The sequence below is a fragment of the Streptomyces sp. NPDC041129 genome, from assembly GCF_055592265.1.
The window spans coordinates 291,606-316,633 of the sequence record NZ_JBVIYV010000007.1 but is presented as its reverse complement, the minus strand read 5'-3'; the positions used below and the strand labels follow the sequence as shown (position 1 = coordinate 316,633).

The 25,028-nt window shown below is 73.5% G+C and carries 19 protein-coding genes; 1 reads left to right on the top strand and 18 read right to left on the bottom strand.

Features of this window, described 5'->3' with window-relative positions:
* Positions 1-82: 82 nt before the first annotated feature.
* The 16 genes from ACZ6B1_RS23765 to ACZ6B1_RS23690 all read right to left on the bottom strand — a co-directional run bounded on the left by ACZ6B1_RS23765 (position 83) and on the right by ACZ6B1_RS23690 (position 21,284).
* Positions 83-5,299 carry a caspase, EACC1-associated type gene (locus ACZ6B1_RS23765; protein WP_468781386.1) on the bottom strand — a complete coding sequence of 1,739 codons (5,217 nt, stop codon included), beginning with the start codon at positions 5,297-5,299 and terminating at the stop codon, positions 83-85.
* Positions 5,296-5,649 carry an effector-associated constant component EACC1 gene (locus ACZ6B1_RS23760; RefSeq protein ID WP_468781384.1) on the bottom strand — a complete coding sequence of 118 codons (354 nt, stop codon included), beginning with the start codon at positions 5,647-5,649 and terminating at the stop codon, positions 5,296-5,298. Before ACZ6B1_RS23760 ends, ACZ6B1_RS23765 begins: the two co-directional genes overlap by 4 nt.
* A 186-nt stretch (positions 5,650-5,835) precedes the next feature.
* Positions 5,836-6,633 (bottom strand): HAD family acid phosphatase, encoded by a 798-nt coding sequence (locus ACZ6B1_RS23755; RefSeq protein WP_468781382.1) that lies wholly within the window; start codon positions 6,631-6,633, stop codon positions 5,836-5,838.
* A gap of 114 nt (positions 6,634-6,747) precedes the next feature.
* Entirely contained in the window at positions 6,748-7,869 is a 1,122-nt protein-coding gene (locus tag ACZ6B1_RS23750) for a pectinesterase family protein (RefSeq protein ID WP_468781380.1), read from the bottom strand.
* A 117-nt stretch (positions 7,870-7,986) separates the two neighbouring features.
* Complete coding sequence (locus tag ACZ6B1_RS23745) at positions 7,987-9,303, bottom strand: pectate lyase family protein (RefSeq protein WP_468781378.1); 1,317 nt, start codon at positions 9,301-9,303, stop codon at positions 7,987-7,989.
* A 218-nt stretch (positions 9,304-9,521) separates the two neighbouring features.
* Positions 9,522-10,859 (bottom strand): ABC transporter substrate-binding protein, encoded by a 1,338-nt coding sequence (locus tag ACZ6B1_RS23740; RefSeq protein ID WP_468781376.1) that lies wholly within the window; start codon positions 10,857-10,859, stop codon positions 9,522-9,524.
* 48 nt (positions 10,860-10,907) lie between these two features.
* Positions 10,908-12,440 (bottom strand): glycoside hydrolase family 43 protein, encoded by a 1,533-nt coding sequence (locus tag ACZ6B1_RS23735; RefSeq protein WP_468781374.1) that lies wholly within the window; start codon positions 12,438-12,440, stop codon positions 10,908-10,910.
* Positions 12,437-13,279, bottom strand: a complete 843-nt coding sequence (locus ACZ6B1_RS23730; protein ID WP_468781372.1) for a DUF6807 domain-containing protein — start codon at positions 13,277-13,279, stop codon at positions 12,437-12,439. Before ACZ6B1_RS23730 ends, ACZ6B1_RS23735 begins: the two co-directional genes overlap by 4 nt.
* Positions 13,279-14,418 (bottom strand): Gfo/Idh/MocA family protein, encoded by a 1,140-nt coding sequence (locus ACZ6B1_RS23725; RefSeq protein WP_468781370.1) that lies wholly within the window; start codon positions 14,416-14,418, stop codon positions 13,279-13,281. The genes ACZ6B1_RS23730 and ACZ6B1_RS23725 overlap by 1 nt, the downstream gene beginning before the upstream one ends.
* The gene (locus ACZ6B1_RS23720; RefSeq protein WP_468781368.1) at positions 14,415-15,299 is read right to left on the bottom strand and encodes a carbohydrate ABC transporter permease; all 885 of its coding nucleotides are present in this window, start codon (positions 15,297-15,299) and stop codon (positions 14,415-14,417) included. The genes ACZ6B1_RS23725 and ACZ6B1_RS23720 overlap by 4 nt, the downstream gene beginning before the upstream one ends.
* On the bottom strand, positions 15,296-16,231 hold the full coding sequence (locus ACZ6B1_RS23715; RefSeq protein ID WP_468781367.1) for a carbohydrate ABC transporter permease: 936 nt from the start codon (positions 16,229-16,231) through the stop codon (positions 15,296-15,298). The genes ACZ6B1_RS23720 and ACZ6B1_RS23715 overlap by 4 nt, the downstream gene beginning before the upstream one ends.
* 102 nt (positions 16,232-16,333) lie before the next feature.
* Complete coding sequence (araD, locus tag ACZ6B1_RS23710; RefSeq protein WP_468781365.1) at positions 16,334-18,076, bottom strand: L-arabinonate dehydratase; 1,743 nt, start codon at positions 18,074-18,076, stop codon at positions 16,334-16,336.
* Positions 18,064-18,975 (bottom strand): dihydrodipicolinate synthase family protein, encoded by a 912-nt coding sequence (locus tag ACZ6B1_RS23705; protein WP_468781363.1) that lies wholly within the window; start codon positions 18,973-18,975, stop codon positions 18,064-18,066. The genes araD and ACZ6B1_RS23705 overlap by 13 nt, the downstream gene beginning before the upstream one ends.
* Positions 18,972-19,628 (bottom strand): GntR family transcriptional regulator, encoded by a 657-nt coding sequence (locus ACZ6B1_RS23700; RefSeq protein ID WP_468781362.1) that lies wholly within the window; start codon positions 19,626-19,628, stop codon positions 18,972-18,974. The genes ACZ6B1_RS23705 and ACZ6B1_RS23700 overlap by 4 nt, the downstream gene beginning before the upstream one ends.
* 130 nt (positions 19,629-19,758) lie before the next feature.
* Positions 19,759-20,418, bottom strand: coding sequence for an MBL fold metallo-hydrolase (locus tag ACZ6B1_RS23695; protein WP_468781360.1), 660 nt, complete (start codon positions 20,416-20,418; stop codon positions 19,759-19,761).
* Positions 20,419-20,702: 284 nt separating this feature from the next.
* Positions 20,703-21,284, bottom strand: coding sequence for a TIGR03086 family metal-binding protein (locus ACZ6B1_RS23690; RefSeq protein ID WP_468781358.1), 582 nt, complete (start codon positions 21,282-21,284; stop codon positions 20,703-20,705).
* Between the two features lie 335 nt (positions 21,285-21,619).
* On the opposite strand from ACZ6B1_RS23690, the gene ACZ6B1_RS23685 reads away from it, so the two are divergent.
* Positions 21,620-22,852: an MFS transporter gene (locus ACZ6B1_RS23685; protein ID WP_468781356.1), complete on the top strand. Its 1,233-nt coding sequence runs from the start codon at positions 21,620-21,622 to the stop codon at positions 22,850-22,852.
* Here the strand turns inward: ACZ6B1_RS23685 and ACZ6B1_RS23680 are convergent.
* Both ACZ6B1_RS23680 and ACZ6B1_RS23675 read right to left on the bottom strand, forming a co-directional pair.
* Positions 22,789-23,952, bottom strand: a complete 1,164-nt coding sequence (locus tag ACZ6B1_RS23680; RefSeq protein ID WP_468781354.1) for a hypothetical protein — start codon at positions 23,950-23,952, stop codon at positions 22,789-22,791. The genes ACZ6B1_RS23685 and ACZ6B1_RS23680 overlap by 64 nt on opposite strands.
* Positions 23,949-24,890: a 5-dehydro-4-deoxyglucarate dehydratase gene (locus tag ACZ6B1_RS23675; protein WP_468781352.1), complete on the bottom strand. Its 942-nt coding sequence runs from the start codon at positions 24,888-24,890 to the stop codon at positions 23,949-23,951. The genes ACZ6B1_RS23680 and ACZ6B1_RS23675 overlap by 4 nt, the downstream gene beginning before the upstream one ends.
* Positions 24,891-25,028 lie beyond the last annotated feature (138 nt).

Below are 25,028 nucleotides of genomic sequence, written 5' to 3'. Positions count from 1 at the left end.
CGCAGTTGCACTTCCGGCTCTCCGTACGGGGCCGCGCCGGACGTCGCGCGTCGTTCACCGACACAGCGTCGCGGCGGTGACGTCAGGCTCCGCCGGGAACCTCCGGCAGGGCCCGCACGGGGAGGTGGGCCCGGGCCTGCCGGGTCTCGTCCTCGTCGAGGTCCGGGCGCGCGAGCAGCGGCTCCAGGACCGCCTCGGCGCCCGCGGTGACGAAGCCGTCGGCGGTGCCGTCGGTGTGCTGGTCCAGCCAGTTCAGCGTCCACGCGACGACCCGGCGGACCTCGGCCTGGGGCAGGCCGGGCAGGGACAGCAGAGCCGCCAGGACGAAGCGGGAGCGCCATACCGGCATGTACTGCTCCAGCCAGGAGATCGCCCAAGAGACCGCCGTCGCGCGCCGGGCCGCCGTCAGGTCGGGGCGGCCGAGGAACGGGGCCAGGAGGAAGCTGGCGTCGTAGGCGGCGGGGTCCGGCTGGAGCCCGGAGACGACCCGGGAGACGACCTCGCGGGCCTGGTCCGGCGGCAGGTCGGTGCGCTCCACGAGCAGTCCCAGCACCCGCCAGGAGTCCGGGGCCGCGTAGTCCGACAGCCGCCCGAGGGTGAAGTCGGTGAAGGTGCGGAGCTGTTCGGGGCCGAGGTCGGCGCGGGCGAGGAGCGGTGCCAGCACGGTCTGCGCGTTGGCCGGGCCGTCGTAGCGTTCCAGCCAGGTGACGGTGTCGCCGAAGGCCAGGTCGATCTCCTCGGGGCCGAGCCCGTCGTGCGCGTTCACCGCCACCAGCACGTGGCGTGCCTCGTGCAGGGAGCCGAACTCCCGCAGCCAGCGCGACGCGTGGGTCACGGCGAGCCGGGTCTCGTCGGGGGTGAGGTCGGAGCGGGCGAGCAGCGGCTCGAGCACGAAGCGGGCCGCGCGCATGGTCACATGGCGGTCGAGCCAGACCTGGGTGAAGGCCACCGCCGCCCGGGCCCGGTCCCCCGTGATCTCCCCGCGCGCAAGCAGCTTGTCCAGCACGAAGCTCGCGCCGGGCGAGGTGACGCTGTGCTGGAGCCAGTCCGCGGCGAGGGAGATCCCCCGGTCCAGCGTCTCCGCCGTGATCCTCCTGTTGGCGATCAGCGCTCCCAGGGTGTAGCTGGCCTGGGCGCTCTCCCGGTGGTGCGCCAGCCACTCCAGGGCGTGGGCGGCCACCGGGCCGGTGTCGTCGTCGGGGAGTGCGCGCAGCTCCAGCAGCGGCTGCAGGAGGTAGGAGGCGGCCGGCCGGGTGGCGTGGTGCCCCAGCCAGGTCGTCGCGGCGGTGACGGTCCGGCGCAGCTCGTCCCCGGTCAGCTCGTGGTGGACGAAGGCCGCCCGGAACACCTGTGCCGCCTCGGGGAGGCCGGGGTGCCGCTCGAGCCAGGCCAGGGCCGAGGCGAGGTCCTCCCGTCCCTGTTCGTCGCCGGGTCCGTGCCGGGCGGCCAGCCGGCGCGAGAGGGCCTTCGCCTCGCGGTACGTGGTGCCGTTCTGCTGCCCCCGCTGGGTGGCGAAGGCGGTGGCCTGCTCGCGTTCGCGGTGGGACAGGTCGCCGCGGCCGAGCAGGGAGGTCAGCACGAGTTCCGCCTCGGGCACATGACCGTGGTGGGCGAGCCAGGTCAGCGCCGCGCTGACCGCCTCCCGGGTCTGTGCGGCGGTGAGGGTGCCGTGGCCGAGCAGCGGGCCGAGGACGTACCCGGCGTTCCGGGCGGTGCCGTACCGCCGCAGCCAGTGGACGGCGCGGGTGACGGCGTCACCGGCCTGGCCGGCGGTGAGGTCGGGGCGGGAGAGCAGCGCGCGCAGGACGTACTCCGCCGCGTCGCTGTCGCCGTGCCGGCTCAGCCACCGCTCCGCCGAGTCGATGGCCTGCCGGGCCCGCTCCTCGGCGAGGTCGGTGCGGCACAGCAGCTTGTTGAGGGTGAAGTTGGCCTCGAGGGAGCCGGTGCGCGGGGCCAGCCAGGCGCAGGCGAGGGAGTGGACCCCGTCCGCCTCGTACTCCGGCAGGTCGCCGCGGCCCAGCACTCCGCTGAGGACGTACCCCGCGGCGTCGGTGCCGGCATGGCGGTCCAGCCAGGTCATCGCCGCTGTGACGGCCTGTTCGGCCTGCTCGTCGGTGAGGTCGGTGCGGGCGAGCAGCGCGCCCAGCGCGAAGCTGGCGCCGGGGGCGCCGGCGTGCAGGGCCAGCCACTGCACGGCGAAGCCGGCCGCGCGCCGGCTCTCGTCCGCGGTGAGGTCGGGGCGGGCGAGCATCTGCCGGATGAGGAAGTCGGCCTCGGGGGTGGTGGCGTGCTGCTCCAGCCACCGCACGGCGAACCCGGCCGCCCGCCGGCTCTCCTCCTCGGTGAGGTCGGTGCGCCCCAGCATCTGCCGGACGAGGAAGTCGGCCTCGGGCCGGACGGCGTGCTCCTCCAGCCACTGGGCGGCGAAGTCCACGGCCCGCCGCACCTGGCTCCTGGCCAGCTCGGTCCGGGCGAGCAGCGGACGCAGCACGAAGGTGGCGGGCGGCGCGGCGGCGTGCTGCTTGAGCCAGCGGAAGCTGAACGAGGCGGCCTGCCGGGCCTCGTTCTCGGTGAGGTCCTTGCGGGTCAGCAGGGAGCGCAGCACGTTGTGCGGCTCCCACAGGCCGCTGTGGTGCCGCAGCCATTCCAGGGCGAGCAGGACGATCCGCCGCAGCTCGTCGTCGGTGAGGTCGGTGCGGGCGAGGAGCGGGGTGACGATCTGGGCGACCTGGCGCAGCGTGGTGTCGCGTTCCGACCACCGCAGCGCCACGGCCACGATCTGCCGGACCTGCTGGGGCGTGAGGTCGGTGCGGCCGACCAGCGCGCGCAGCACGAAGTGCGCCTCCAGCACGTCGCCGTGCCGGCGCAGCCAGGTGATCGCGTCGCGCAGGGCCGGCTTCTGCTCCTCGGCGGGAATGTCCGTGCGGCTGAGCAGGGGGCCGAGCACGAAGCTGGCCTCGCGCCTCCGGCCGTGGGACTCCAGCCAGCGCAGCGCCGCCGGGACGAGCAGCAGGGCGCCGCCGTCGGGGGGCAGGTTCCACAGGCCGCGGTAGAGCACGTGCCGGGCGTTGACGCCGTCCCCGAACTCCTCCAGCCAGGGACCGACGAGCCGCTGCCAGTTCCGGACCACGGAGTGGGCCCAGGGCTGTCCGGAGCAGAGCGCGCCGAGGGCGTAGCCGCCGATGTCGGCGTCGGCGCGCATGACCTCGCCGATGGCCGCCGCGTTGTCGGCGAACCAGGCGTCGAGGACCGCGGACACCGCCTCCGCGCGGTGGGTGAGCGCCAGGTCGTTCATCAGCCGGGCGAGGTTGGTGGCGTAGCGGCCGATGGTGCGGGGGCTGGTGAGGCTGCCGTCGAGGAGGACCCGGGTGCGGGCGCGGTCGGGTTTGCGGCTGTGGGCGGGCAGGATCACGGACTCGACGAGCTGGTCGCAGACGATGTCGTGGGCGGTGGACAGGACGTCGCCGTCCCCGTCGCGTTCCAGCCAGCCGAGGTCGATCAGGGTCTCCACGACGACCTCGGCGTGCAGGCTGCCGCTCGGGGTGCCGGACAGCGCTGCGGCCGCCGCCGCGATCACCTCGGCGTGCTCCTGGGGGCAGGCGGCAGCGGCTGCGGCCGCCGCCACCAGGTCGTCGGAGGCGGTGACCTGGTCGAAGGCGGTGCGCCGGCGCTCGTCGGGCAGGCGCCGGACGGCGAGGTCGTCCTCCATGAGCCGGTCGCGCAGCCAGCGCGCGAGGTCGCCGCCGGCCCGCAGTCCGGCGTTCCCGGAGTCGAGCAGGCCGGCCGCGGCCCGGCGTTCCAGCTCCCGGGCGAGCAGCAGGGCGATGATGGGGCGGTGGCCGCAGATGGCCCGCATCCGGTCCATGCCGAGGCTGCCGATGGCCGTGGGGGCGAGACTGGCCAGGGCGTGCTCGGCGACGACCCGCTGGAACTCCTCGTCCTGACGCAGCTCGACCTCGTCGAACAGGTCGTGCAGCGGGATGTGGCCCGCCTTCTGGAGCCAGCCCGGGCGCACCGAGGCGAGGAAGGCGACCTTGATGTCCTTGCGGCGGGCCTCCGGCAGCAGCCGGTGACGCAGGGCGGTCAGGTCGAGCTGGGCGTCGTTGTCGTCGTCGTCCTTGAGGTACTCGTTGAGGTAGTCGATCACCACGAGGACGGGGCTGTCCTCGGCCAGGACCCGGTGGCTGATCTGCCCGGTGATGGACGACTCCCGGCCGGGGCGGACGTGCAGCACCCGCCAGCCCTCGCCGAGGGCGATCCGGCCCACTTCGAGTCCGGTGCGTGTCTTGCCGGTGCCGGCCGCGCCGACGAGCAGCACACCCCGCTCGTCGGTGTCGCGCAGCCGCCGGAACAGCGTCTCGGGCGCGGCCGGATGGGCGCTGCCCGGGGAGACGAAGGGCAGTTGCTCGGGGGTGAGGTTGCGGCGGAACCCGCCGAGCCCGTCGACGAAGGTCTGCTGTCCGACCACGGCGGCCAGTGGATCGGGGGCGGGCTGCGGCTGCCGCCGCGGGGCGGCGGCGGCCGGACCGGCCTCCTCCTTGAAGGCCCGGTTGAGGGCGAGCGGGATGTCGTGGCCGCCGTCGAGGGTGGCCATCCGGGGCTGGGGGACGGGCCAGCCGTCCACCTTCAGGCCCGTCAGCCCCTGCTTGAGCGCGTCGAACAGGTCGGCCGCGAGGACGTGGCGCTGCTCCTCGCCGCGCCGGCCGCCGCGCAGCGGCCCGGTGAGGCCGTCGCGCAGCAGGCGGACCAGCTCCATCGTGAACACGCTGCCGGTGGGGCGGCACAGGGAGCGCTCGGTGGCGGCCGCCGAGGCGAGCACGCAGCCGCCGTCGAAGGCGAGGGCCCGCTCCGGGATGAGCGGCGCCTCGTCCCCCATGTGGAGGGCGCCACCGGCGTAACAGCAATCCACGATCACGACCTTGTGCCGGGCCTGGGACCCGGCCACCTGGTGACGGATGGCCGCGTAGGGAACGAAGTGGTAGGTCCGGTCGAGACCGGCCTCCTTGGTGGCGAGCAGCAGTTCGTCCCCGTCGCGGTGACCGTGCCCCGCGTAGTAGACGAGCAGGAGGTCGGAGGCCTCCTTGGCGGCCTTGCACACGGCGTCGAGCACGTCGGTCATCCTGCTGTCCGCCCGCAGGACGCTGACCTCGCCCTCGGCCAGGCCGCCCACGTCGGGGGCGGTCAGCAGGGCGAGCAGTGCGGGGATGTTCAGCTCGACGCCCTCGAGCGCCGGGAAGCCGTCGAATTCATGGGCTCCGAAGAGCACCGCACGGGAGCCGCTCGGCCGCGGTGCGGTCATGACCCGTGCGTGCCGGCGTCCGTGTTCTCCAGGCGGCGCAGCAGGTCCGCGAGTTCCTCGGGGTTCAGGTGGCCGATGTCGACGGTCGTGCCGCCGTGGGTCAGGGTACGTCCGCCCGCGCCACCGCCCGAGCCCTTGGCGAGTCGCCAACTGGCGTATGCCACGGCGAAGTTGGCGATGTCCGTCACATTGCCGAGGACGATGTCGAGGGCGTCGAGCACCGACATCGTCGGACCCGGGGTGCTGACGGGGGTGACGGAGAGCCGGCCGGCCCCGGGGTCACCGGCGAGCCACTTCCGCAGGTCCGTCAGGGCCTGTTCGTCGCCGTTCCCTTGAACGCGGATCCGCATTCGTCGCCTCCCCCGGTGCATGTGCCGCAAGCAAAGCCGATGGTAACGGAATTCAACCCCCCGGGAAGCGGCGGGCATCGGTGGCCGGAAACCGCCCTCCACCAGCCGGCCCCCGCCGCGGCAGGGTGCTGCCGGGACGGGGGCCGGGTGGAACCGCCGCGAGGCGTGAAAGCTGTCCGGAACGGGTCAGGACACGAAGTACGTCGGGTTGGGCAGCTTGTAGGTACGGTCGGCGTGGCCGCCGTCCAGGTCCGAGTACTGGTCGCCGAAGTTGGCGATGATGTCGTACCCGAGGTCGTCCTCGATGTGCGCGCGGGTACCGGCCTTGTACTGCACGGTCGTGCAGTTCCAGGTGCCCGGGGTGGCGCAGTCGCTCAGGTAGGCCGGGGGGTTGGCCTTGTCCTTGAGGAACATGTGGCCGGCGTCGAGGTTGACGTCGGCGCCGACCTTCTTCAGGTTCTCCACGGCGCCGGCGCGCTGCGCCTCGCTGAGGCCGGAGTTGTAGAAGACCTCCACGCCCTTGGACTCGGCGTAGCGCACCAGCTCGGGGCTGCCGAAGACGGCCGGGCGGTCGGCGCGGTTCACGTAGTCGTTCCACGTGGTGGGGTTGTACGTGTAGTTGTAGCGCTTCTCGTAGTCGAGGCTGAGCAGCAGGGTGTCGTCGATGTCGAAGACGACGGCCGGCTTCTCGCCGTGGTGGTGGGCCTTGCGGGCCGCCTTGTCGATGTAGCTCCTGGCACCGGCGTCGATCCGCGCCAGGTCCTTGGCGTAGGGGCTGACCGGGGACGCCTGGTAGACGCCGTTGCTGTCGGCGGTGGTGCCGTAGTAAGTGTCGATGTCCTTCACCAGGAGCCCGATGTTGTAGGGCTCGTGGGTGGAGTTCGCCGTCGACTGACCGGCGGTGGCCGCACCGGCGCCGTACAGGGCGCCGCCGGCGAGGGCACAGGCGGCGGTGGCCGCCGCGATCCGCAGTGATTTACGCATGACAGGTTTTCTACGCGCGTCACCAGGGGTAGCGCGAGGACCTTTGCCCGATCGATATCAAGCCATCGGGCGAAAAGGCCCGCGCGTCCCCGGCCGGATCGGCCGGACGTGCCGTCAGCACTCCTCCCAGGGCGCCCAGTCCCCGAGATGGGCCTGGCGGGTCGCCGATGCCGCCTGCCCGGCGGTGAGTTGCGGCCGGTTCGCCGGGACGGTGACGACGGCGCCGGGACCGGTGTCGCGGTACTCGGCGAACCGCTGGGCCTGCCAGGGGTGGGAGGCCGACATGTTCGTGTAGGGGGCGACCGCGTCGACGCCGGGGCCGAGCCAGGTGTCGCGGACGGTCAGCATCGGGCGGGCGGTGGGGTCCGAGCTGGGCACCCAGGGGCGGGCCAGCTTGTAGTAGGTGTCCGGGGCCTCACTGCTGACGCGGCCGTGGAGTACCAGGTAGCCGTACGGGTTGGCGACGGCCGTGGAGGGCGCGAAGACGAAGCCGTAGGGGGCGGCGGCCAGGTCCGTCCGGTCGAGGGCGCGGAAGTGGCAGTGCTCCCAGACGGCGGTGGCCCGACCGAAGACGAAGTCGACGTCGCCCTCGGCGTAGCAGTGCGCGTAGTACTGCCGGGCGAAGGTGCCGAGGGCCATGGTGTCGGCGTACAGGGTGTCCTGGTGGCCGAGGAAGCGGCAGTGCAGAAAGGCGCCGCGGTCGCCCTGCGCCTTGAGGGCGACGGCCTGGGTGCCGGTGATGTCCGGGTGTTCGGCGCGCAGCCAGTCGTTGGCGAAGGTGATCGAGCGGGCGGTGAAGCCGTCGGCCTGCACGGTGGTGGTGGCCGAGCCGGTGGTGCCGTAGGTGCCGCCGCCGGGCTTGGGGGTGCCGGCCGCGTTGTCGTACACGATCACGACGTCCCGGGGGTCCCCGGAGGCGCCGATCCAGGTCATGCCGGTACGGCCGGCGTCGACGAGAACCGTCTCCCGGTAGGTGCCCGGGGCGATGACCAGGGTGCGGCCGGTGCCGGTGGCCGCGGTCACGGCTGCCTGGACGGAGGTGAAGTCGCCCCGGCCGTTGGGGTCGACGTACAGGGTCCCCGGGGTGCCGCGGCGGGCAGGCGACCCGTGACGGCCGAACGGGCCGGGCCGGGCGGCGGCCCGGGCGGGCGCGGAGGCGAGGCCGAGCGCGGCGGCGGCCGTGGCGCCCGCGACGAGCAGACTCCGTCTGGACGGGGGCGGTTGGGGCGAGGGCATGGGCGTGCTCCTTCGCGGTGCGGCTCGTGGGAGTTCGTGGTGCCGGCTCGCAGGAGTTCTGGTGCGGGGCCGGTGGGAGGAGGGGGGCCGGGGGCCGGGGCCCCGGCCCCGGGTGGGTCAGCCGATGCGGCCGGCGCCCGCGCGGTGGCCGACGAGGCCCGGCACGGCCCTGGCCGGGTCGACCCTGGTGCGCAGGCCCGGGGTCCAGCCGGCCCCGGACCGCAGGGTCTCGCCGGGGATCTCGGCGTTGTGGACGGCGATCAGGTCGGTGAGCCGGCCGTTGACGTAGTTGCCGGCGGCGGTGACCGGGGCGTCCTTCCACTTCTTCAGGATCGAACCGGCCTTCGTCCCGGCGGGCAGCGTGAACGCGTTGTGCTCGGCGACGAGCTGGGACTCCATGCCGATGCCGTAGCTGTAGGAGTAGCCGTCGCCCGCGACGAAGTGGTTGTCGTACGAGTCGACCTGGCCGAAGCGGACCCGCGGCGCGCGCTCCACCAGGTTCCGGAACAGGTTGTGGTGGAAGGTGACCTTGAGGTGGCCGCGGTCCACGGCGGCCGTGGCGGCGCTGTCGCTGTTGCCGACGAGGATCGTCTTGTCGTGGTCCTCGAAGACGTTCCAGGAGGCGGTGACGTAGTCGGCGCCCTTGACGATGTCGAGCTCGCCGTCGTGCCGCTCGTAGATACGGCCGAAGTAGTACGGCAGGGTGCTGTCCGGGTGGTCGCCGTCGGTGAAGGTGTTGTGGTCCATCCAGACGTGGGTGGAGCCGTGGACCACCGCGCTGTCGTACTCGGAGTTCCAGTTGCCGTCGGCGGTGTCGGTCGGGTCCCACTGCGGGAAGCAGTCGAGGGGGCTCTCGAAGCGCAGGTTGCGGACGATGACGTTGTCGACGTCCTTGATCTGGAGGCCGGCGCCGTTGAAGCCGGCGTTCCTCCCGACGCCGATGATCGTGGTGTCGGCCGGGACGTTCGCCTTGATGTAGGCGTCCTGGGCGGCGGCGGAGGCGCGGCGCAGGCCCTCGGGGCTGTCGGCGGGCTCGCCGTCCAGGGTGGTGGTGCGCCCCCAGCTCTCCGGGGCGTACTTGGCCAGATAGGCGCCGAAGTCGTAGCCGGGCACGGCGAACGAGTCGCAGCCCGGCCCGTCCGCGTCGATGACGCCCTTCACTCTGATGATCCTCGGGGCGCTGCCGCCGTCGGCGAGGGCGGCCTTGAACTGCTCCCAGGTGGTCACGGTGTAGACGTGCGACCGGTCGGCGGCCGCCCCGCCGGTCGTTCCGGTGCCGTAGGCGGCCCAGCCGTCCCCGGCGGGCAGCACCTGCCGGTCGGTCCCGGCCCGGTGCGCGCCCTGCGCGGGCGCGGTCCCGGTGACGGCGAGCACGAGAGCCGTGCAGCCCACCAGGATCCCTATGACACGTCCATGACACTTCGATGTACGCACTGTGCGGCTCTCCTCTGTCACGAAGCTGACGATGACGTCGCGGGCGGCCAAGTGATCCGGGACGTGGGGACGTCCTCGCCCGGCCGGACCACGTCGGGCCGGCCCAGGACGCGGGTGCGCGACGACTCCCGCGCCACGAGTCGATGCGCGGCTCCGCCGCGTGGGCGCGGCCGGCGGTACCGGACCGGGGCGCGCCCACACGAAGCGGCCACCCGGGCTCAGTGGTTCTTCTTCCAGTCCGCCTGCGCCGCGTTGAGCTGGTCGGCCAGCGTGTCCAGGAACTCCTTCGCGCTCATCTTCCCGAGCAGCAGCTTCTGGAAGTTCGGCTCGTTGTCCGCCTTGGAGATGGTGTTCCAGTCGGGCAGGTAGTACGGCAACTGGACGATCTTCGTGTCGCCCCCGTTCAGCGCCTCGGCCGCCAGCTTCGTCGGCTCGGCCCGCTGGATCCACGCGTCCTTGGCCGCCTCGGTGTTGGCCGGCACCTGTCCCGCCGACTCGTTGAACTTGGAGTTCTCCGCGGCGGAGAGGGCGAACTCGATGAACTTCCAGGCGGCCGCCTTGTTCTTGCTCGACTTGAACAGGCTCAGCCCGTCCACCGGGTTGGACACCTGCACCCGGGTGCCGTCCTCCAGCGTGGGGTTGGGGATGCCCCGGAACTTCTCCTCGCCCAGCGCCTTCAGATGGTCCTGGTACGAGCCCAGGTTGTGGCTCAGCATGCCGATGGTGCCGCTGTCCCACTGGGCGACCATCTTGGTGAAGTCGTTGTTGACGTCGGCGGACGGGGTGTCCTTCTTGTAGAGCGCGATGTACTTCTCGAGCGCGGCGACGTTCTTCGGGTCGTTGACGGTGGTCCTGTCGCCGTTCCAGAACGAGGTGATGCCGGTCTGGCCGTAGACCGCGTCGAGGGCCGGGGCGATGGCGCCCTCGCCCCCGCGGATGGTGAAGCCGAACTCGTTGCGGCCCTTGTCCGTGAGCCTGCCGGCCGCCTCGTAGAACTTCGCCCAGGTGGCCGGTGCGTCGAGGCCGGCCTTCTCGAACAGGTCCGTCCGGTACCACAGGGTGCCGTTGTTGGCGGAGGTCGGCACCTGGTACAGCGTGTCCCCGCCGCCGGCCGACTTGCTGACGTCGAGCAGGTTCCGGCTCAGCCTGCCGTTCAGCGGGCTCTTCTTCAGCCGCCCGTCCAGCGGCTCCAGGGCACCCTGCACGGCGACCTCGGCGAGCATCGCGGTGCCCACTCCGCCCACGTCGGGCAGCCCGCCGCCCTGGATGGCCGTGTCGTACTTGGACTGGGCGCTCGCGGCCGGGATGCCGACGTACTCGACCTCGATGTCCGGGTACTTCTTCTCGAAGTCGGCGATGATCTGCTTCCAGATGTCGGTGCGGACACCGCCGTTGTTGTCCCAGAAGGTGATCGTTCCCTTGCCGGAACCCTCGCCCCCCTTGTCCCCCGCGCCGCCGCTGCCGTCGTCGCCGCAGGCGGTGGCGGTCAGCGCGAGGACGGAGCCCAGGGCGACCGCCGTGGCGGCGCGCCTGCTTCTGCGGATGCTGCTCTTCATCGGTCGGCTCTCTTCTGCTGGATCCAATGGTGGGGTGGAGCTGTGGGGTCAGTGACCGGTCCGCGCCCGCGGACCGGAAGGAGTGATCCGGAACCGGGTGAACGTCGCCGTCCCGGTGGGCCCCGGTCCCCCGGGGGCGACGGCGAACAGGCCGAGCAGGGCGCCCACCCAGCGCCAGGGGGTGGCCGCGAACACCGGCCCGGAGGAGCGCGGGCCGTCCCCGGCGTCGCAGTGGAACCGGCAGCGCGCCCCGGATCCGATCTCGACGCGCAGCCGGGCCCGTCCGGCGGGCACCGGGCACGGCACCCCGGCGTCCCGCTCGGCCCCGGCCACGGCCTCGGCGAACCGGTGCACGAGCCGGGCCGTCCCGTCGGTCCCCCGCTCCAGCCCGATCCAGCCGAAGGCGTCACCGAGCACCGCGAGTCCCGCCCGCGCCCCCGGCTCGCCGCCGTCGAGGCGCAGTTCGACCTCCACCGCGCAGGGGGAGCCGGGCAGCCGCTGGGTGAGCACGTTCGGCAGCCGCCGCAGGTCGTGGGCGTCGGCCGAGCGGACACAGGCCAGCCGCAGCCCGTCCGCGGAGTGCTGGGTGGCCCAGCCCTCGCCCGGATTGGCGGTCCACTGCCACTGGCGGCCGTACCGTCCGCCGGGGAAGTCGTCGTCGGTGGCGGGCGCGGCGGGCTGCTGCGGCGGGAGGTCCGGCCGGCGGTGCACGGCGACGGGCGCGCCGTCGTCGCCCAGTACAGGCCAGCCGTCGGAGCCCCAGCGCATCGGCTGGAGGTGGACCACCCGGCCGTAGGCCCCGCGCCGCTGGAAGTGCAGGAACCAGTCCTCGCCGGCCGCCGTGCGCACCCAGCCGCCCTGGTGCGGCCCGTTGACCTCGGTGTCCTTCTGCTCCAGGACGGTCCGTTCCTCGTACGGCCCGAAGAAGCCGCGCGAGCGGAAGGCGCCCTGCCAGCCGGTCTCCACGCCGCCCGCGGGCGCGAGGATCCAGAACCAGCCGTCGTGCCGGTAGAGCTTCGGCCCCTCCAGGGTGAACCAGCCGGGGATGCGGTCCCCGTCGACGATCACCTCGCCCTCGTCCAGCAGCGAGGTGCCGTCGGGGTGCATGCGGTGGCCGGTGAGCCGGTTCTTGACGCCGGAGCGGGATGCGGCCCAGGCGTGCACCAGGTAGGCCTCGCCGGTCTCCTCGTCCCACAGCGGGCACGGGTCGATCAGGCCGCGGCCCGCCTTGAGCAGGTGCGGGCGGGTCCAGGGGCCGCGGATCCCGGGGGCGTTGACCTGGAAGACACCCTGGTCGGGGTCGCCCCAGAAGATCCAGAAGCGGTCGTCGTGGTGGCGGATCGAGGGCGCCCAGACCCCCCGGTCGTGCCGGGGGACGGCGAACTCCTCCTCCGGCTCCAGGCGTTCGAGGGCGTGGCCGACCAGGGTCCAGTGGACCAGGTCGCGCGAGTGCAGCAGCGGCAGGCCGGGGACGCGGCCGAAGCTGGAGGCGGTGAGGTAGAAGTCGTCGCCGACGCGGACCACGTCCGGATCGGACCAGTCGGCGTCCAGCACCGGGTTCTCGTACGTGCCGGCCGTCACCGGCTCACCGCCCCGCGGACCAGCGCGGACGCCTCGGCCCGGTCGAGCCGTCCGTCGGCGACCACGGTGACGACGCGGCGTACGACGCTCTCGCCGGGCGGCACCGGCAGCCGTTCGGCGGAGGCCAGCGACGAGCCCACCCCGGGGTACTCGGCGGCCCGCACGAACCACGGGTCCCGCCGGGTCTCCTCGGTGGCCCCGGCGAAGACCAGCGTCCAGCCGTCCGATGCCAGCGCGACCCAGTCGGCGCGCCCGCCGTGCACCTCGGCCTCGCCCTCGCGGTCGGCGGTGAAGACCTCCGGTGCCCGCGGCTCCTTGCGGGCCCGCCAGAAGAAGCCCCCGTAGGCCGCGCCGGGGCGCCCGTTGGTGGCGGGGCTGCCGAGGGAGAGCGGGTTCCCGGTGACGTTGGTCAGCGAGAAGGTGAGGTCCAGCGCCCAGGCCCGGTGGCCGAGTCCGGTGGCGGCGACGGTACGGCGCTCGCGCAGCAGCTCGCTCCCGGCGGCGACCCAGCGCAGCTCCTCCACGAAGCCGCCGGGGTCCAGGAGCTGGAAGGCGGTGTGCCGCTGGGCGCCGTGGTTCTCCAGCTCGGTGGGGCCCCGGTCGCGGACGAAGGTGCGCCCGCCCCAGAAGTTGTGCCCCTCGACGTCGGGAACGGCGACACCGACGCCGAGGTGGTGTGCGTGGTCGGCGGGGCCCAGTTCGGTGACCGCCGTGCCGGCCAGGGTGGTGACGGGGTGCAGATAGGGGCGGGGGGCGAGGCGGGCCGGCAGCTCGGGCCGGACGACGTACCGGCCGACCGGCCGGCCCGCCACCCGCAGAACGGGCGTGTCGTGGGACATCAGGTGCTCACCTCTTTCGGGAGGGCCCAGGAGGCGCCCAGCTCGGAGTAGAGGGCGAGGGTGTCGGCCGAGGCCGCGACCAGGCCGTCGACGCCGGTCACGACCCGGCGGTCCGCGCCGGGCAGCGGGCACCAGGCGCTCCGGGGCAGCGGGAGCGGGTCGGGGGCGGTGCGGACGGCCTCGACGACCTTCATGAAGGCGCCGGTCTCCTCCGGGGCGACCAGCAGCGCAGTGCCGTCGGTGAGGTGGTCGACCAGGTTCTCCAGCAGGTCGTCACGGCCGTACGAGATCTCCCGCGGGCCGTGTCCGGACCGCTGGAGCAGCATCCGGTCCTGCTTGTACCAGAAGGTGATCCGGCCCCTGCTGCCGTGGACCAGGACGTACGGCTCCCCCGGCTGCTCGGCGCACAGGGTCGCGGCGACCGTGACCGGGCCGCGCGTGGTGCTCACCCGGACGCAGGAGGTGTCGTCGGACTCGATGTCGTTCGCCCGCAGCAGCTCGGCCTCGATGCCGGTGACGTCCTCGGCCCGGGTGGTGCCGAGCAGGGCGAGGGAGGTGGCGACCGTGTGCGCGAGCGGGTTGGTGAGCACCCCGTCGACCACGTCGGCGCCGTTCAGCCGCCGCCGTCCGGCCCAGGGCGCCCGCCGGTAGTAGGCCTCGTCCCGGGCCCACGCCCCGGCACCGCCGACCCCGGTGACCTCTCCGATCGCGCCCTCGGCGAGCAGCCGCCGGATGGCGGGCACGGCGTGCGAGCCGAGCGACTGGAAACCGATCTGGCAGGCGACCCCGGCCGCGGCGATCCCGTCGGCCATCCGGCGGTACTCGGCGTAGGACGGCGCGGGCGGCTTCTCCAGCAGCAGGTGCACGCCCCGTCCGGCGGCCGTCAGCGCCAGATCGGTGTGGGTGGGGATCGGTGTGCAGACGACGGCGGCCCTGGCTCCGGTGGAGTCGAGGAGCGCCCCGAAGTCGGCGGACTGCTCGGGCGTGCCGAGGCCGTTCGGGATCTCGTCCTCGCCCAGCGGGGTCAGTTCGCAGATCCCCGCCAGCCGGACGGTGCCCTTCGCCTGGAGCCGGCGGATGTTGTCCAGATGCCAGCGGCCGTGACCGCGCGCGCCCGCCAGCACGATGGGGACGGTCATCCCTTCACCGCCCCCGCGCTGAAGCCGGTGATCAGCCACTTCTGGATGAAGGCGAACACGACGACCACCGGTACGGCCGCGATGATGCCGCCCGCGGCCAGCGCGCCGAGGTCGACGCTGTCGGCGCTCATCAGGGTGTTGAGACCGACCGGGATGGTCTGCTTTCCCTGGTCGGAGAGGAACATCAGGGCGAACAGGAAGTGGTTCCAGGCGTGCACGAAGGCGAACGAGCCGACGGCGATCAGCCCGGGCCGCAGCAGCGGCAGGACGACGATCCGGAAGGCGGTGAGCCGGTCGCAGCCGTCCACCCAGGCGGCCTCCTCCAGGGAGTACGGCACGTTCCGGATGAACCCGCTGATGAGGATCATCGACAGCGGAAGCTGGAAGACGGTCTCGGCGATGATCACGCTGCCCAGCGAGTTGATCATCGACAGCTTGGCGAAGATCTGGAAGAGCGGCACCAGCAGCAGCGCGCCGGGCACGAACTGGGAGCAGAGCAGGGCCAGCATGAAGCCGCGCTTGACGCGGAAGTCGAAGCGGGCGAGGGCGTAGCCGCCGGCCAGGGCGACCACCGTGGTGAGGACGAGGGTGGCGAGGCCGACGTAGACGCTGTTGGCGAAGTAGGTGCCGAAGCCGCGGTCGGTCCACACCTTGCCGAAGTGCTCGAACGTCACCGGCCAGGGGACCAGTGAGGTGGAGCCGGCCGGGCGGAGGGCGAAGAGCAGGATCCAGTAGAAGGGGACCAGGGTGAACAGCAGGTAGACCGACAGCGGGAGGTAGATCTGCCAGCGGGGCACCTCGTCCCAGGCGCGGCGCCTGCCGCGCGGGCGGGCCGGCTCGGACACGGCCCGCTCGGGTGCGGGAGCGATCTCGGTGATCACTTGGTCTCACCTCCGAACTTGCTCAGCCGCAGATAGACCATCGAGCAGAAGAGCAGGATCACGAACGCCACCGTCGTCAGGGCGGAGGCGTAGCCGAAGTTGTGGGCGTCGACGCTGGTGTTGGCGATGTAGAGCGGCAGCGTGGTGGTCTCGCCGGCCGGTCCGCCGCCCGTCAGGGTGTAGAGCAGGTCGACGTTGTTGAACTCCCACACCGCGCGCAGCAGCGTGGACAGGACGATGGCGTCCTTCAGGTGGGGCAGGGTGATGTGCCAGAACTGCTGGAGACGGCTCGCCCCGTCGACCTCGGCGGCCTCGTACAGGTCCCGGGAGACGGACTGCAGGTCGGCGAGGATGAGGATGGCGAAGAAGGGGACGCCCCGCCAGAGGTCGGCGACCACCGCCGCCGGGAAGACCGTCGAGGTGTCGGAGAGCCAGCTCGTGCCGTAGGAGCCGATCCCGATGTCGGCGAGGTAACGGGTGATGCCGGTCTGGGAGTTGAAGAGCAGGACCCAGATCACCGAGGTCAGCACGCCGGAGACGGCCCAGGGGGAGAAGACCAGGGCGCGGCCCAGCGAGCGGCCCACGAAGGTCTGGTTGACGATGAGCGCCAGGGCCAGGCCGAACAGCAGTTGCAGTCCGACCTCGACGACGACCCACTTGGCGCTGAAGGTCAGCGTGTCCCAGAACTGCGGGTCGTGGCTGAAGGCCTGGGTGAAGTTGTCCAGGCCCGCGAAGCCGTTCCGCCAGGGCTTGGTGGGGTTGTAGTTCCGCAGGCTGTAGTAGAAGACGCTGAGCACCGGGTAGGCGATGAATCCCAGCATCAGCAGGGCGGCGGGCGCGATCAGCAGGTAGGGCAGCCTGCGCGGTGTCGCGGAGGCACGGCGCCGCCGGGGTGGCGCGGGCGATTTCGCCACGGCTGCGGCTTGGGCCATGACTCTTCTCCGTTCGCAGTGGGGCAGTACGGCGGGCATGGGAAGCGCTTGCTGTCCACGCATGGGTGAAGCACTTCCGTCGTGGGAGGGGGTGGGGCGGGGTCAGCCGGCGTAGGGGTCCGGCACGGTGCCCTGACGGGCCAGGAACTCGAAGTCGCAGCCGGTGTCGGCCTGGGTGATCTGCTCGTTGTAGAGGGAGCCGTAGCCGCGCTCGTACCGTGCGGGCGGCGGCGTCCATGCGGCCCGCCTGCGCTCCAGTTCGGCGTCGTCGACGTGGAGTCGGAGCGTGCGCCCCTCGACGTCCAGGGTGATGAGGTCACCGGTGCGCACCAGCGCCAGCGGTCCGCCGATGTACGACTCCGGAGCCACGTGCAGCACGCAGGCGCCGTAACTCGTGCCGCTCATCCGGGCGTCGGAGATCCGCACCATGTCCCGCACGCCCTGCTTGAGCAGGTGGTCCGGAATGGGGAGCATGCCGTACTCGGGCATGCCCGGGCCGCCCTTGGGTCCGGCGTTGCGCAGCACCAGCACGCTGTCCTCGGTGATCCCCAGGGACGGGTCGTTGATGGTGCGCTGCATCGCCCGGTAGTCGTCGAAGACGACCGCGGGGCCGGTGTGCCGGAGCAGGTGGGGCTCGGCGGCGATGTGCTTGATGACGGCGCCGTCCGGGCAGAGGTTGCCGCGCAGCACCGCGACCCCACCCTCGCTCGCGACCGGGTTGTCCCGGGGCCGGATCACGTCTTCGTCGTGCACCCGGGCTCCGGAGAGCTGCTCGCGCAGGGTGTCGTGCGACACCGTCGGCCGGTCCAGGTGGAGCAGGTCGGGGATCCGGGAGAGGAAGCCGGGCAGGCCGCCCGCGAAGTGGAAGTCCTCCATCAGGTACCGCTGTCCGCCGGGGCGGACGTTCGCGAGGACGGGGACGGTGCGGGCGATGCGGTCGAAGTCGTCCAGGGTGAGCCGCACCCCGGCCCGCCCGGCCATGGCGATCAGGTGGATCACGGCGTTGGTGGAGCCGCCGAGGCCGAGGACGGTCGTGACGGCGTCCTCGAAGGCCTCGCGGGTGAGGATCCGGCTCAGCCGGCGGTCCCGGTGGACCAGTTCGACGGCGGTCATGCCCGCCCCGGCCGCCATCCGGTCGTGCCCGGAGTCCACCGCCGGGATGCTCGACGCGCCCGGCACGGTCACCCCGAGCGCCTCGGCGGCGGCGGTCAGTGTGGACGCCGTGCCCATGGTCATGCAGTGGCCGGGCGAGCGGGCCAGGCCGCTCTCCAGCTCGGTCATCTCGCAGTCGCCGATGAGCCCGGCCCGCTTGTCGTCCCAGTACTTCCACATGTCGGTGCCGGAGCCGAGGACCTCGCCGCGCCAGTGACCGGGGAGCATGGGCCCGGCCGGGACGAAGACGGCCGGCAGGTCCACCGAGGCCGCGCCCATGAGCAGGGCGGGCGTGGACTTGTCGCAGCCGCCCATCAGCACCGCGCCGTCGACGGGGTAGGAGCGCAGCAGCTCCTCCGTCTCCATCGCGAGCATGTTGCGGTAGAGCATCGGGGTCGGCTTCTGGAAGGTCTCGCTGAGGGTGGAGACCGGGAACTCCAGCGGGAAGCCGCCCGCCTGCCACACCCCGCGCTTGACGGCCTGGGCGCGGTCGCGCAGATGGACGTGGCAGGGGTTGATGTCGGACCAGGTGTTGAGGATCGCTATGACCGGCTTGCCGAGGTGCTCCTCGGGGAGGTAGCCGAGCTGGCGGGTGCGGGCGCGGTGGCTGAAGGAGCGCAGGCCGTCGGTGCCGTACCACTGGTGGCTCCGGAGCTCCTCCGGGGCTCTGCGGGGCGCGTTCATATCGACCATCCGGCGGCGATGGCGGCGACCTCGGCGCGCTCGTCCGCGGGCAGCGGCTTGCTCGGCGGGCGGACGTCCCGGCGGCACAGGCCGAGCGCGGCGAGCGCCTCCTTGACGACGGTGACGTTGTTGGCGTTGCCGTGGGCGGCGCGCAGTACCTCGAAGCGGCGGATCTGCTCCCAGACCTTCATGGCGGCCGGGAAGTCGCCGCACCGCAGCGCCTCGATCATGTCGCGGGAGACGGCCGGGGCGACGTTCACCAGTCCCGAGGTGAAGCCGGTGGCGCCGGCCGAGAAGTAGGAGGGGGCGTAGGGCTCGGCGAGGCCGGCGACCCACACGAAGCGGTCGAGCCCCGCGTCCCGGGCGAAGCCGGCGAAGCACGCGGCGTCCGGGACGGCGTACTTGACGCCCATGACGTTCGGGCACTGGTCGGCGAGTTCGGTGAGGCGGGCGCCGGCCAGCCGCTCGTTGCGGATGTACGGCACCACGCCCAGCTCGGGCACGGACTCGGCGATCGCGCGGTGGTAGTCGACCCAGCCGGCGGCCGAGACGTACGGGTGCACGGGCTGGTGGACCATCACCATCGCGGCTCCGGTGTCGCGGGCGTGCCGGGCGGAGTCGATGGCGGTGGGCAGATCGTGGCCGACGCCGACCAGGACCACGGCACGGTCGCCGACCTCGTCCATGGTCAGCTCGGTGACGAGACGGCGCTCCTCGGGGGTGAGGGCGTAGAACTCGCCGGTGTTCCCGTTCGAGGTGATGGTGGTGATCCCGCCGTCGAGCAGCCGGCGCAGCAGGGCCCGGTGGGTCTCCCGCTCGACGGAGCCGTCCTCGGCGAACGGGGTCACCGGGATGGCCACCACGTCGGCCAGGGCCGCCCGCTGGGTCTCGAACGTCACGCTGCTCATTCCTGGCCTTCCTCTGGGTGGGGCTCGGGGATCGCCCGCCGCACGAACGACGCGATGTGGGCGTGCAGGGCGCTCGCCGCGCCGTCCGCGTCACCCTCGAGCGCGAGCCGCAGGATGTCCCGGTGCTCGGCGGCCTCCCGCTCCCAGGAGGGGTCGGCCGCCCAGGCCACGGCCGCGACGAGGGCGGCCTGGTCGCGGACCTCGTCGAGCATCCGGCCGAGCAGCGGGTTGCCGCAGGGCAGGTACAGGGCGCGGTGGAACCGGCGGTTGGCCAGGGAGCGTTCGGCGGTGTCGCCGGCGGAGTCGGCGCGGGCCAGCGCGTCGCGGGCGGCGTCGAGGGACGCCCCGCGCCGCACGGCCCGGCGCAGGGCCTCGGGTTCCAGCAGCAGCCGGACGTCGTAGACCTCGCGCGCCATGTCCGCGTCCACCATGCGCACCGTGACGCCCTTGTACTGGCTCATCACGACGAGCCCGGTCCCGGCGAGGGTCTTCAGGGCCTCCCGCACCGGGGTCTTGGACACCCCGAACTGCGCGGCCAGTTCCGTCTCGACCAGGGCCTGACCGGGCGTCAGCTGCCCGGTGAGGATGCGGTGTTTGATCGCGTCCAGCACGTACTGCGTGCGGGACGGGATCGGCGTGGGCACAGAGGTCATACGGCCCTCTCGGATCTCGCGTATCGCGTCTCATATATGACGTACGAAGTACGACGCGTTGAAGGTAGGAGGGGGGCCGTGTTTCGTCAATGCTTCTGACAAAGGGAGTTGGAGGTCGCCGGGAGGCGTCTCAGACGGCGTGGGTGTCGCCCTCCACGGCGGCGCGGGTGGGCCGGCCGGAGACCTCGGCGGCGCGGGTGGTGGCCGCGGCCCGGGTGAGGGTGGGTCCGACGTGGGTGACGAGCAGCTCGCGCACCCGTGCCTCCCGGGCGACGCGGCCGGCGTCCTCGGGGGTGAGGTGGACCTGCGGGAAGTGTTCGCCGCCGCGATGCACGTCGATGTCCGCCTCGCACAGGAAGAGGTCGGCGCGGGCCGCGAGTTCGCCGAGCGCGGCGCAGGGGCCGCTGTCCCCCGAGTAGGCGAGCACACTCCCCTGGCATTCGGCGCGCGGCCCGTACGCCTCGGTGTCGTGGGCGACGGCGCGGGCGGTGAGCCGGAGGTTCCAGTGCCGGACGTCGTGGCCGTCGTACAGGGCCCGGAAGTCGAAGACGCCCCTCAGGAACTCGGTGTCCGGGCGCCCGAAGAAGCCCGCAAGCCGGCGCGCGCAGTCCTGCGGCGCGTACACCGGTACGGGCGCGGCGGGGGTCATCCCGCCGAACGCGAAGGCGTAGGCGGCGGCGAGCAGATCGGCGCTGTGGTCGGCGTGCAGGGGCGAGATCCAGATCGCGGTGAGCCGGGCGGGATCCGTGTGCCGCTGCAACGCGGCGAACGTCCCGGGCCACGCGTCCACCCACACCTCTGCGCCCCCGCCGGCCAGCAGGTACCCGGAGCACGGCCGGTCGGGACCGGGGTGCGGGGAGGCGGCGCCGAGAACGGTGAGGGTGAGCGGCGTAGCACGGAGAGTACGGGGTGCGGCGCCGGGCCCCGGCCGGTTCGGGCGAGGACGGGGCCGTGCCGCCGGGCTCCCGGAGCGGGGCGCTCCGGCACCGGAGGCGGCACGGCCGGCGGCGGTGCCGGCGGCTGCCGCGCGGCACGCTGCCGATCAGTACCGCTTCCGAGGGTGGCGGCCGGGCGTCACGGCCGCCACCCCGGATCCCGGCCGCTCAGTCCCACCGCCCGGTCCAGCAGGGACGCGTCCTGCGGTACCGGGACGACCGGGCCGAAGATGCCGCCGCCGCGGCCGGCGTCCTCGGCGGCGGCGAGGAGGAAGCGGTGTGCCGTGTCGAGGGCGTCCGGGTCGGGGTCGTAGGGCTGCCCCGTCGCGCGGGCCAGGTCCCAGCCGTGGATCACCAGTTCGTCGACGGCGACGGCGCCCGCGACCTCGCCGGGCAGGTCGATGCCGCCGGCCCGGGTGAAGCCGGTCCAGGCGGCCGGGTCGCGCCAGGCGTCGGCCAGTTCGTCCAGCGCCTTCGGCAGGTCCTCGCGCCAGCCGGGGCCGATGTCCGGGACGGCTGCGTCGGGACTGGTGTCGGTCGTCGCGCCGAGGTCCTTGCGGGCGGCGTCCCGGAAGGCCACCGACAGGTGCAGGATGTGGCCGAGCAGGTTCCGCACCGGCAGGTCCGGGCACGGCGTGACGGCTGTGAGCCGCTCGTCGGCCACGGCCTCGGCGAGCCGTGCCACGATCCGGGTCTGCGGGCCGAGATCCACCATGGTCATGGGACGTTCCTTCCAGTTCGCGCTGTCGGTACGAAGGGTTGACCGTCCGGCCCACCGGAACTCATCGGTGCCGGCCGGCCACTCCGACGGCGGACGGCCACCGCCGTCCCGCGCTCGCGACCAGGGCCTCTCGTTCGGGTCATGCCGGGCTCGCGGGCCCTGGCACCGCGCCTCGCCGCGTCGACGTCGGTTGCCATGGCTCCGCCACGTCGCCCTCCTCCGCCTCGCGACGCACGGCACCGGACCCCGCTCCCTGATCCGGTCTGATCCGAACGAAAGACCCTAGGGCATCCTGCCGATGCCAGGCCGCCGCCTTAGGCCCACGATGAGCAGGCATGACGACTTCCTGGTCCCTGGTCCGCGTCCTGCGCGACCGCAACGCGGTGCTGTACCTCGCCGGCGTGCTGGTGTCCGCCTTCGGCACCTCCTCCCTGTGGCTGGCGGCGGGCGTGTGGGCGAAGGACCTCACGGGGTCCGAGGGCCTGGCCGCCCTGTGCGCGCTCGCCATGTGGGCTCCCACGCCGGCCGGGCCGGTGCTCGGCGCGCTCGCCGACCGGACGCGCCGCAAGCCCCTGCTCGTCGCGTCGAACCTGGGCCTGGCGGCGCTGCTCCTCACCCTGTTCACCGTCGACTCCCCCGGCCGCCTCTGGCTGCTGTTCGCGGTGCTGTTCCTGTACGGCACCGTCGGGGTCGTCCACGACGCCGCCGAGTCGGCCCTGGTCGCCTCCGCCGTCGCGCCGGACCTCCTCGGCGACTTCAACGGGCTGCGGACGACCGTCACGGAGGGCATGAAGCTCGTCGCCCCGCTGACGGGAGCGGGTCTCTACGCGCTCCACGGCGGCCCGGCCGTGGCCTGCCTGGACGCCGTCACCTTCGTGCTGGCCGCCGGCCTGTACGCCCTGCTGCGGGTGCGCGAGGAGCGGCCCGCACGGGCCGGTGGCGGCCCGCGGCGGCAGATCGCGCGGGGCGTCCGGCACCTGTGGGGCCACCCCGTGCTGCGCCCCCTGGTCGCGGCGGGCGGTACGGCCATGCTGCTGGCCGCACTCGCGGGCTCCACGGTGTACGCCGTCGTCGACCGGCTCGGCCACTCCCCCGCGTACGCGGGTGTGCTGTACGCGTTCCAGGGCGGCGGCTCGGTGGCGGCCGGGCTGGTCTCGGGGCCCGCGCTGCGCCGGCTGGGCGCGCGCCGGTTCGCGGCGGCGGGGATCGCGCTGACCGGGATCGCGGTCGCCGCGCGGGCCGTGCCGTCGGACCCGGTGGTCCTGACGGCCGGCGCGGCGAGCGGTCTGGGCCTGCCCTGCGTGCTGGTGGCCGCGTTCACCGCGGTCCAGCGGGTGACGCCCGGCCCGCTGCTCGGCCGTGTGACGGCCACCGCCGGCACGCTGGTCCTCACGCCGAACGTGCTGGGACTCGCCCTCGGGGCCGGCCTGGTCGAACTGACCGGCCCGGGGCTGCTGCTGCCGCTCTACGGGGCCGCGCTGCTCGCGACGGCGGCCGCCCTGGCTCACCGCCCCGAGAGCACCTCCCGCACCGCGGACAGGTCGTCGTCCGACGCCAACCCGGCGTGATACAGCCGCAGCTCCGTCGCGCCCTCGGCACGGGCCCTGGCCGCGTCCTCCGCCAGGGTGCCCGGGCTGCCGCCCATCCCGGTGACCACCGTGAAGTTGGCCGCCAGGACCGTCCCTCCGCCCGCCCGCCCGGCGAAGGGCGCCAGCAGTCCGGTACCGCCCGTGCACGGGACCACCACCCCGTCCGCGACCTCGAGGACGTGGCCGGGGTCGACTCCGGCGTTGGCACCGCAGTGGTACGGCACCGGGTCGGCGTGCAGCAGCACCTGGAAGCCCTCGGGCGCCGCGGCCCGTACGGCGGCGACGGCCTCCTCCTGGAGGCTGCGCGCGACGGTGTCGCGCCACGCGCGCGTGGCGGCCGCCGTGTCCTCCCCGAGGAGTTTCCCGACCGACGGCCAGCCCCCGTCGTCCGCGGTGCCCCGCCACAGCGGTTCCAGCGCGGCGCGTACGCCGGCCGCCAGCCGGCCGGGGTCAAGCCCCTGCTCGCCGTACCCGGCGCGGCAGGGCGGGCAGAAGCACAGCGACATCAGGTACTGCCCGGCGTCCCCGAGGCCGACCCCGGCGGTCTTGTCGTGCGCGTGCAGGTGCTGCAGGCCGTACCAACCGAGGGACTCCAGCTCGGTACCGTGCGCGCCGGGGCGGACGGCGGCCTCGGCGGCCAGGTCGACCAGGTACGCGCGCGTGGCGGGCTGCGCGATGCAGGGCGCCCACGGGTAGCGGTCGCCGTAGGCGTTGACCACCGAGGTGTCCGGATGTTCGGCGCCCAGACGGGAGTTGTGGGCGAGGACGACCCAGGTGTGCACCTCGAGGCCCGCCGCCGCGAGCGCCCCGGCGGCCTCGCCGTAGGAGTCGCCGGGGGCCCAGCGTCCGGCGGGGTACGGGTGCAGTGCGCGGCCCGCCCAGCGCTCGCCCGGCGGGTAGAGGACGGCCGCGTGCTCCGCCGTCACGATGCGGTGGCGGGGGTGGCGGGGGGTCAGGGCGCGGGTGGAGTGGTAGGCGGAGGCCAGGGTGACCTGCTCCGCGCCGAGCGAGGCGATCCGCGCGGGGGCCCGCGGGTCCCCGGCCACGTCCCAGGGGTACAGGAACGCCGACGCCTTCACGCCTCCCCCTCCAGGAGCGCGTGTCCGCGCTCGATCAGCCGGGCGAGCCGCTTGACGTGGTCCTCGCCCGGCTCGTGCAGCGGCGGGCGGACCTCGCCCACGTCCAGGCCGCGCAGCCGCACGCCGGCCTTGACGAGCGAGACCGCGTAGCCGCGGCCCTCGGCGCGCAGCTCCACGAACGGGCGGTAGAACCCGTCCAGGAGACGCCGCACGGTGGCCTCGTCGCCCGAGCGCAGCGCCCGGTGGAAGGCGAGGGCGATCTCCGGGGCGAAGCAGAAGACGGCCGAGGAGTACAGGGTGACGCCGAGTGCGCGGTAGGCGAGCTGGGTCTGCTCGGCGGTCGGCAGGCCGTTGAAGTAGAGGAAGCCGCCGGGGGCCTCCGTGCGCACCGCGCTGATGATCCGCTGCATCAGGTCCAGGTCGCCGAGACCGTCCTTGAGGCCGATGACGCCCTCGGTGCGGGCGAGCCCGACGACGGTCGGCGGGGTGAAGACCGCGTTGTCGCGCTGGTAGACGATGACCGGCAGGGCGGTGGCGGCGGCGATCTCCCGGTAGTGCCGCAGCAGGCCCTCCTGGCCGGCGAGGACGAGGTACGGGGGCATCGCGAGCAGCCCGTCGGCGCCCGCCTCCTCGGCGGTGCGCGCGTAGCGGACGGCGAGCGCGGTGCCGTAACCGGCCCCGGCGACGACGGGCACCCGGCCTCCGGCCGCCTCGACGGCCGCCCGGACGCAGGCCTCGAACTCCTCGGGCAGCAGCGCGTGGAACTCCCCGGTGCCGCAGCAGGCGAAGACGGCGGCGGCACCGGCCGCGACGCCCTCCCGCACATGGGCGCGGTAGACGTCGAGGTCGACGGAGCCGTCGGGGCCGTAGGCCGTGACGGGGAAGAACAGCGGCCCGCTCGGATCGCGGAGCCGGGCGGCGAGAGGGGCTGGCGTCACGAGCGCTCCCTGTCGGTGCATACTTCTGATCGACGTCTATATTTCTGAACACCTGCACGCTACGGGCCCCTTTCGGCCCGGGTCAAGCGTGCGAACCCGCAACACGACACCGGATTTACCCACTCCACGGCACACTTG

Bases quoted from the DNA above. Each gene is read 5' to 3' on its own strand.
- ACZ6B1_RS23760 (WP_468781384.1), bottom strand. From the start codon at position 5,649: ATGCGGATCCGCGTTCAAGGGAACGGCGACGAACAGGCCCTGACGGAC.
- ACZ6B1_RS23705 (WP_468781363.1), bottom strand. From the start codon at position 18,975: ATGAGCAGCGTGACGTTCGAGACCCAGCGGGCGGCCCTGGCCGACGTG.
- ACZ6B1_RS23700 (WP_468781362.1), bottom strand. From the start codon at position 19,628: ATGACCTCTGTGCCCACGCCGATCCCGTCCCGCACGCAGTACGTGCTG.
- ACZ6B1_RS23765 (WP_468781386.1), bottom strand. From the start codon at position 5,299: ATGACCGCACCGCGGCCGAGCGGCTCCCGTGCGGTGCTCTTCGGAGCC.
- ACZ6B1_RS23690 (WP_468781358.1), bottom strand. From the start codon at position 21,284: ATGACCATGGTGGATCTCGGCCCGCAGACCCGGATCGTGGCACGGCTC.
- araD (WP_468781365.1), bottom strand. From the start codon at position 18,076: ATGGTCGATATGAACGCGCCCCGCAGAGCCCCGGAGGAGCTCCGGAGC.
- ACZ6B1_RS23685 (WP_468781356.1), top strand. From the start codon at position 21,620: ATGACGACTTCCTGGTCCCTGGTCCGCGTCCTGCGCGACCGCAACGCG.
- ACZ6B1_RS23750 (WP_468781380.1), bottom strand. From the start codon at position 7,869: ATGCCCTCGCCCCAACCGCCCCCGTCCAGACGGAGTCTGCTCGTCGCG.
- ACZ6B1_RS23740 (WP_468781376.1), bottom strand. From the start codon at position 10,859: ATGAAGAGCAGCATCCGCAGAAGCAGGCGCGCCGCCACGGCGGTCGCC.
- ACZ6B1_RS23725 (WP_468781370.1), bottom strand. From the start codon at position 14,418: ATGACCGTCCCCATCGTGCTGGCGGGCGCGCGCGGTCACGGCCGCTGG.
- ACZ6B1_RS23715 (WP_468781367.1), bottom strand. From the start codon at position 16,231: ATGGCCCAAGCCGCAGCCGTGGCGAAATCGCCCGCGCCACCCCGGCGG.
- ACZ6B1_RS23755 (WP_468781382.1), bottom strand. From the start codon at position 6,633: ATGCGTAAATCACTGCGGATCGCGGCGGCCACCGCCGCCTGTGCCCTC.
- ACZ6B1_RS23730 (WP_468781372.1), bottom strand. From the start codon at position 13,279: ATGTCCCACGACACGCCCGTTCTGCGGGTGGCGGGCCGGCCGGTCGGC.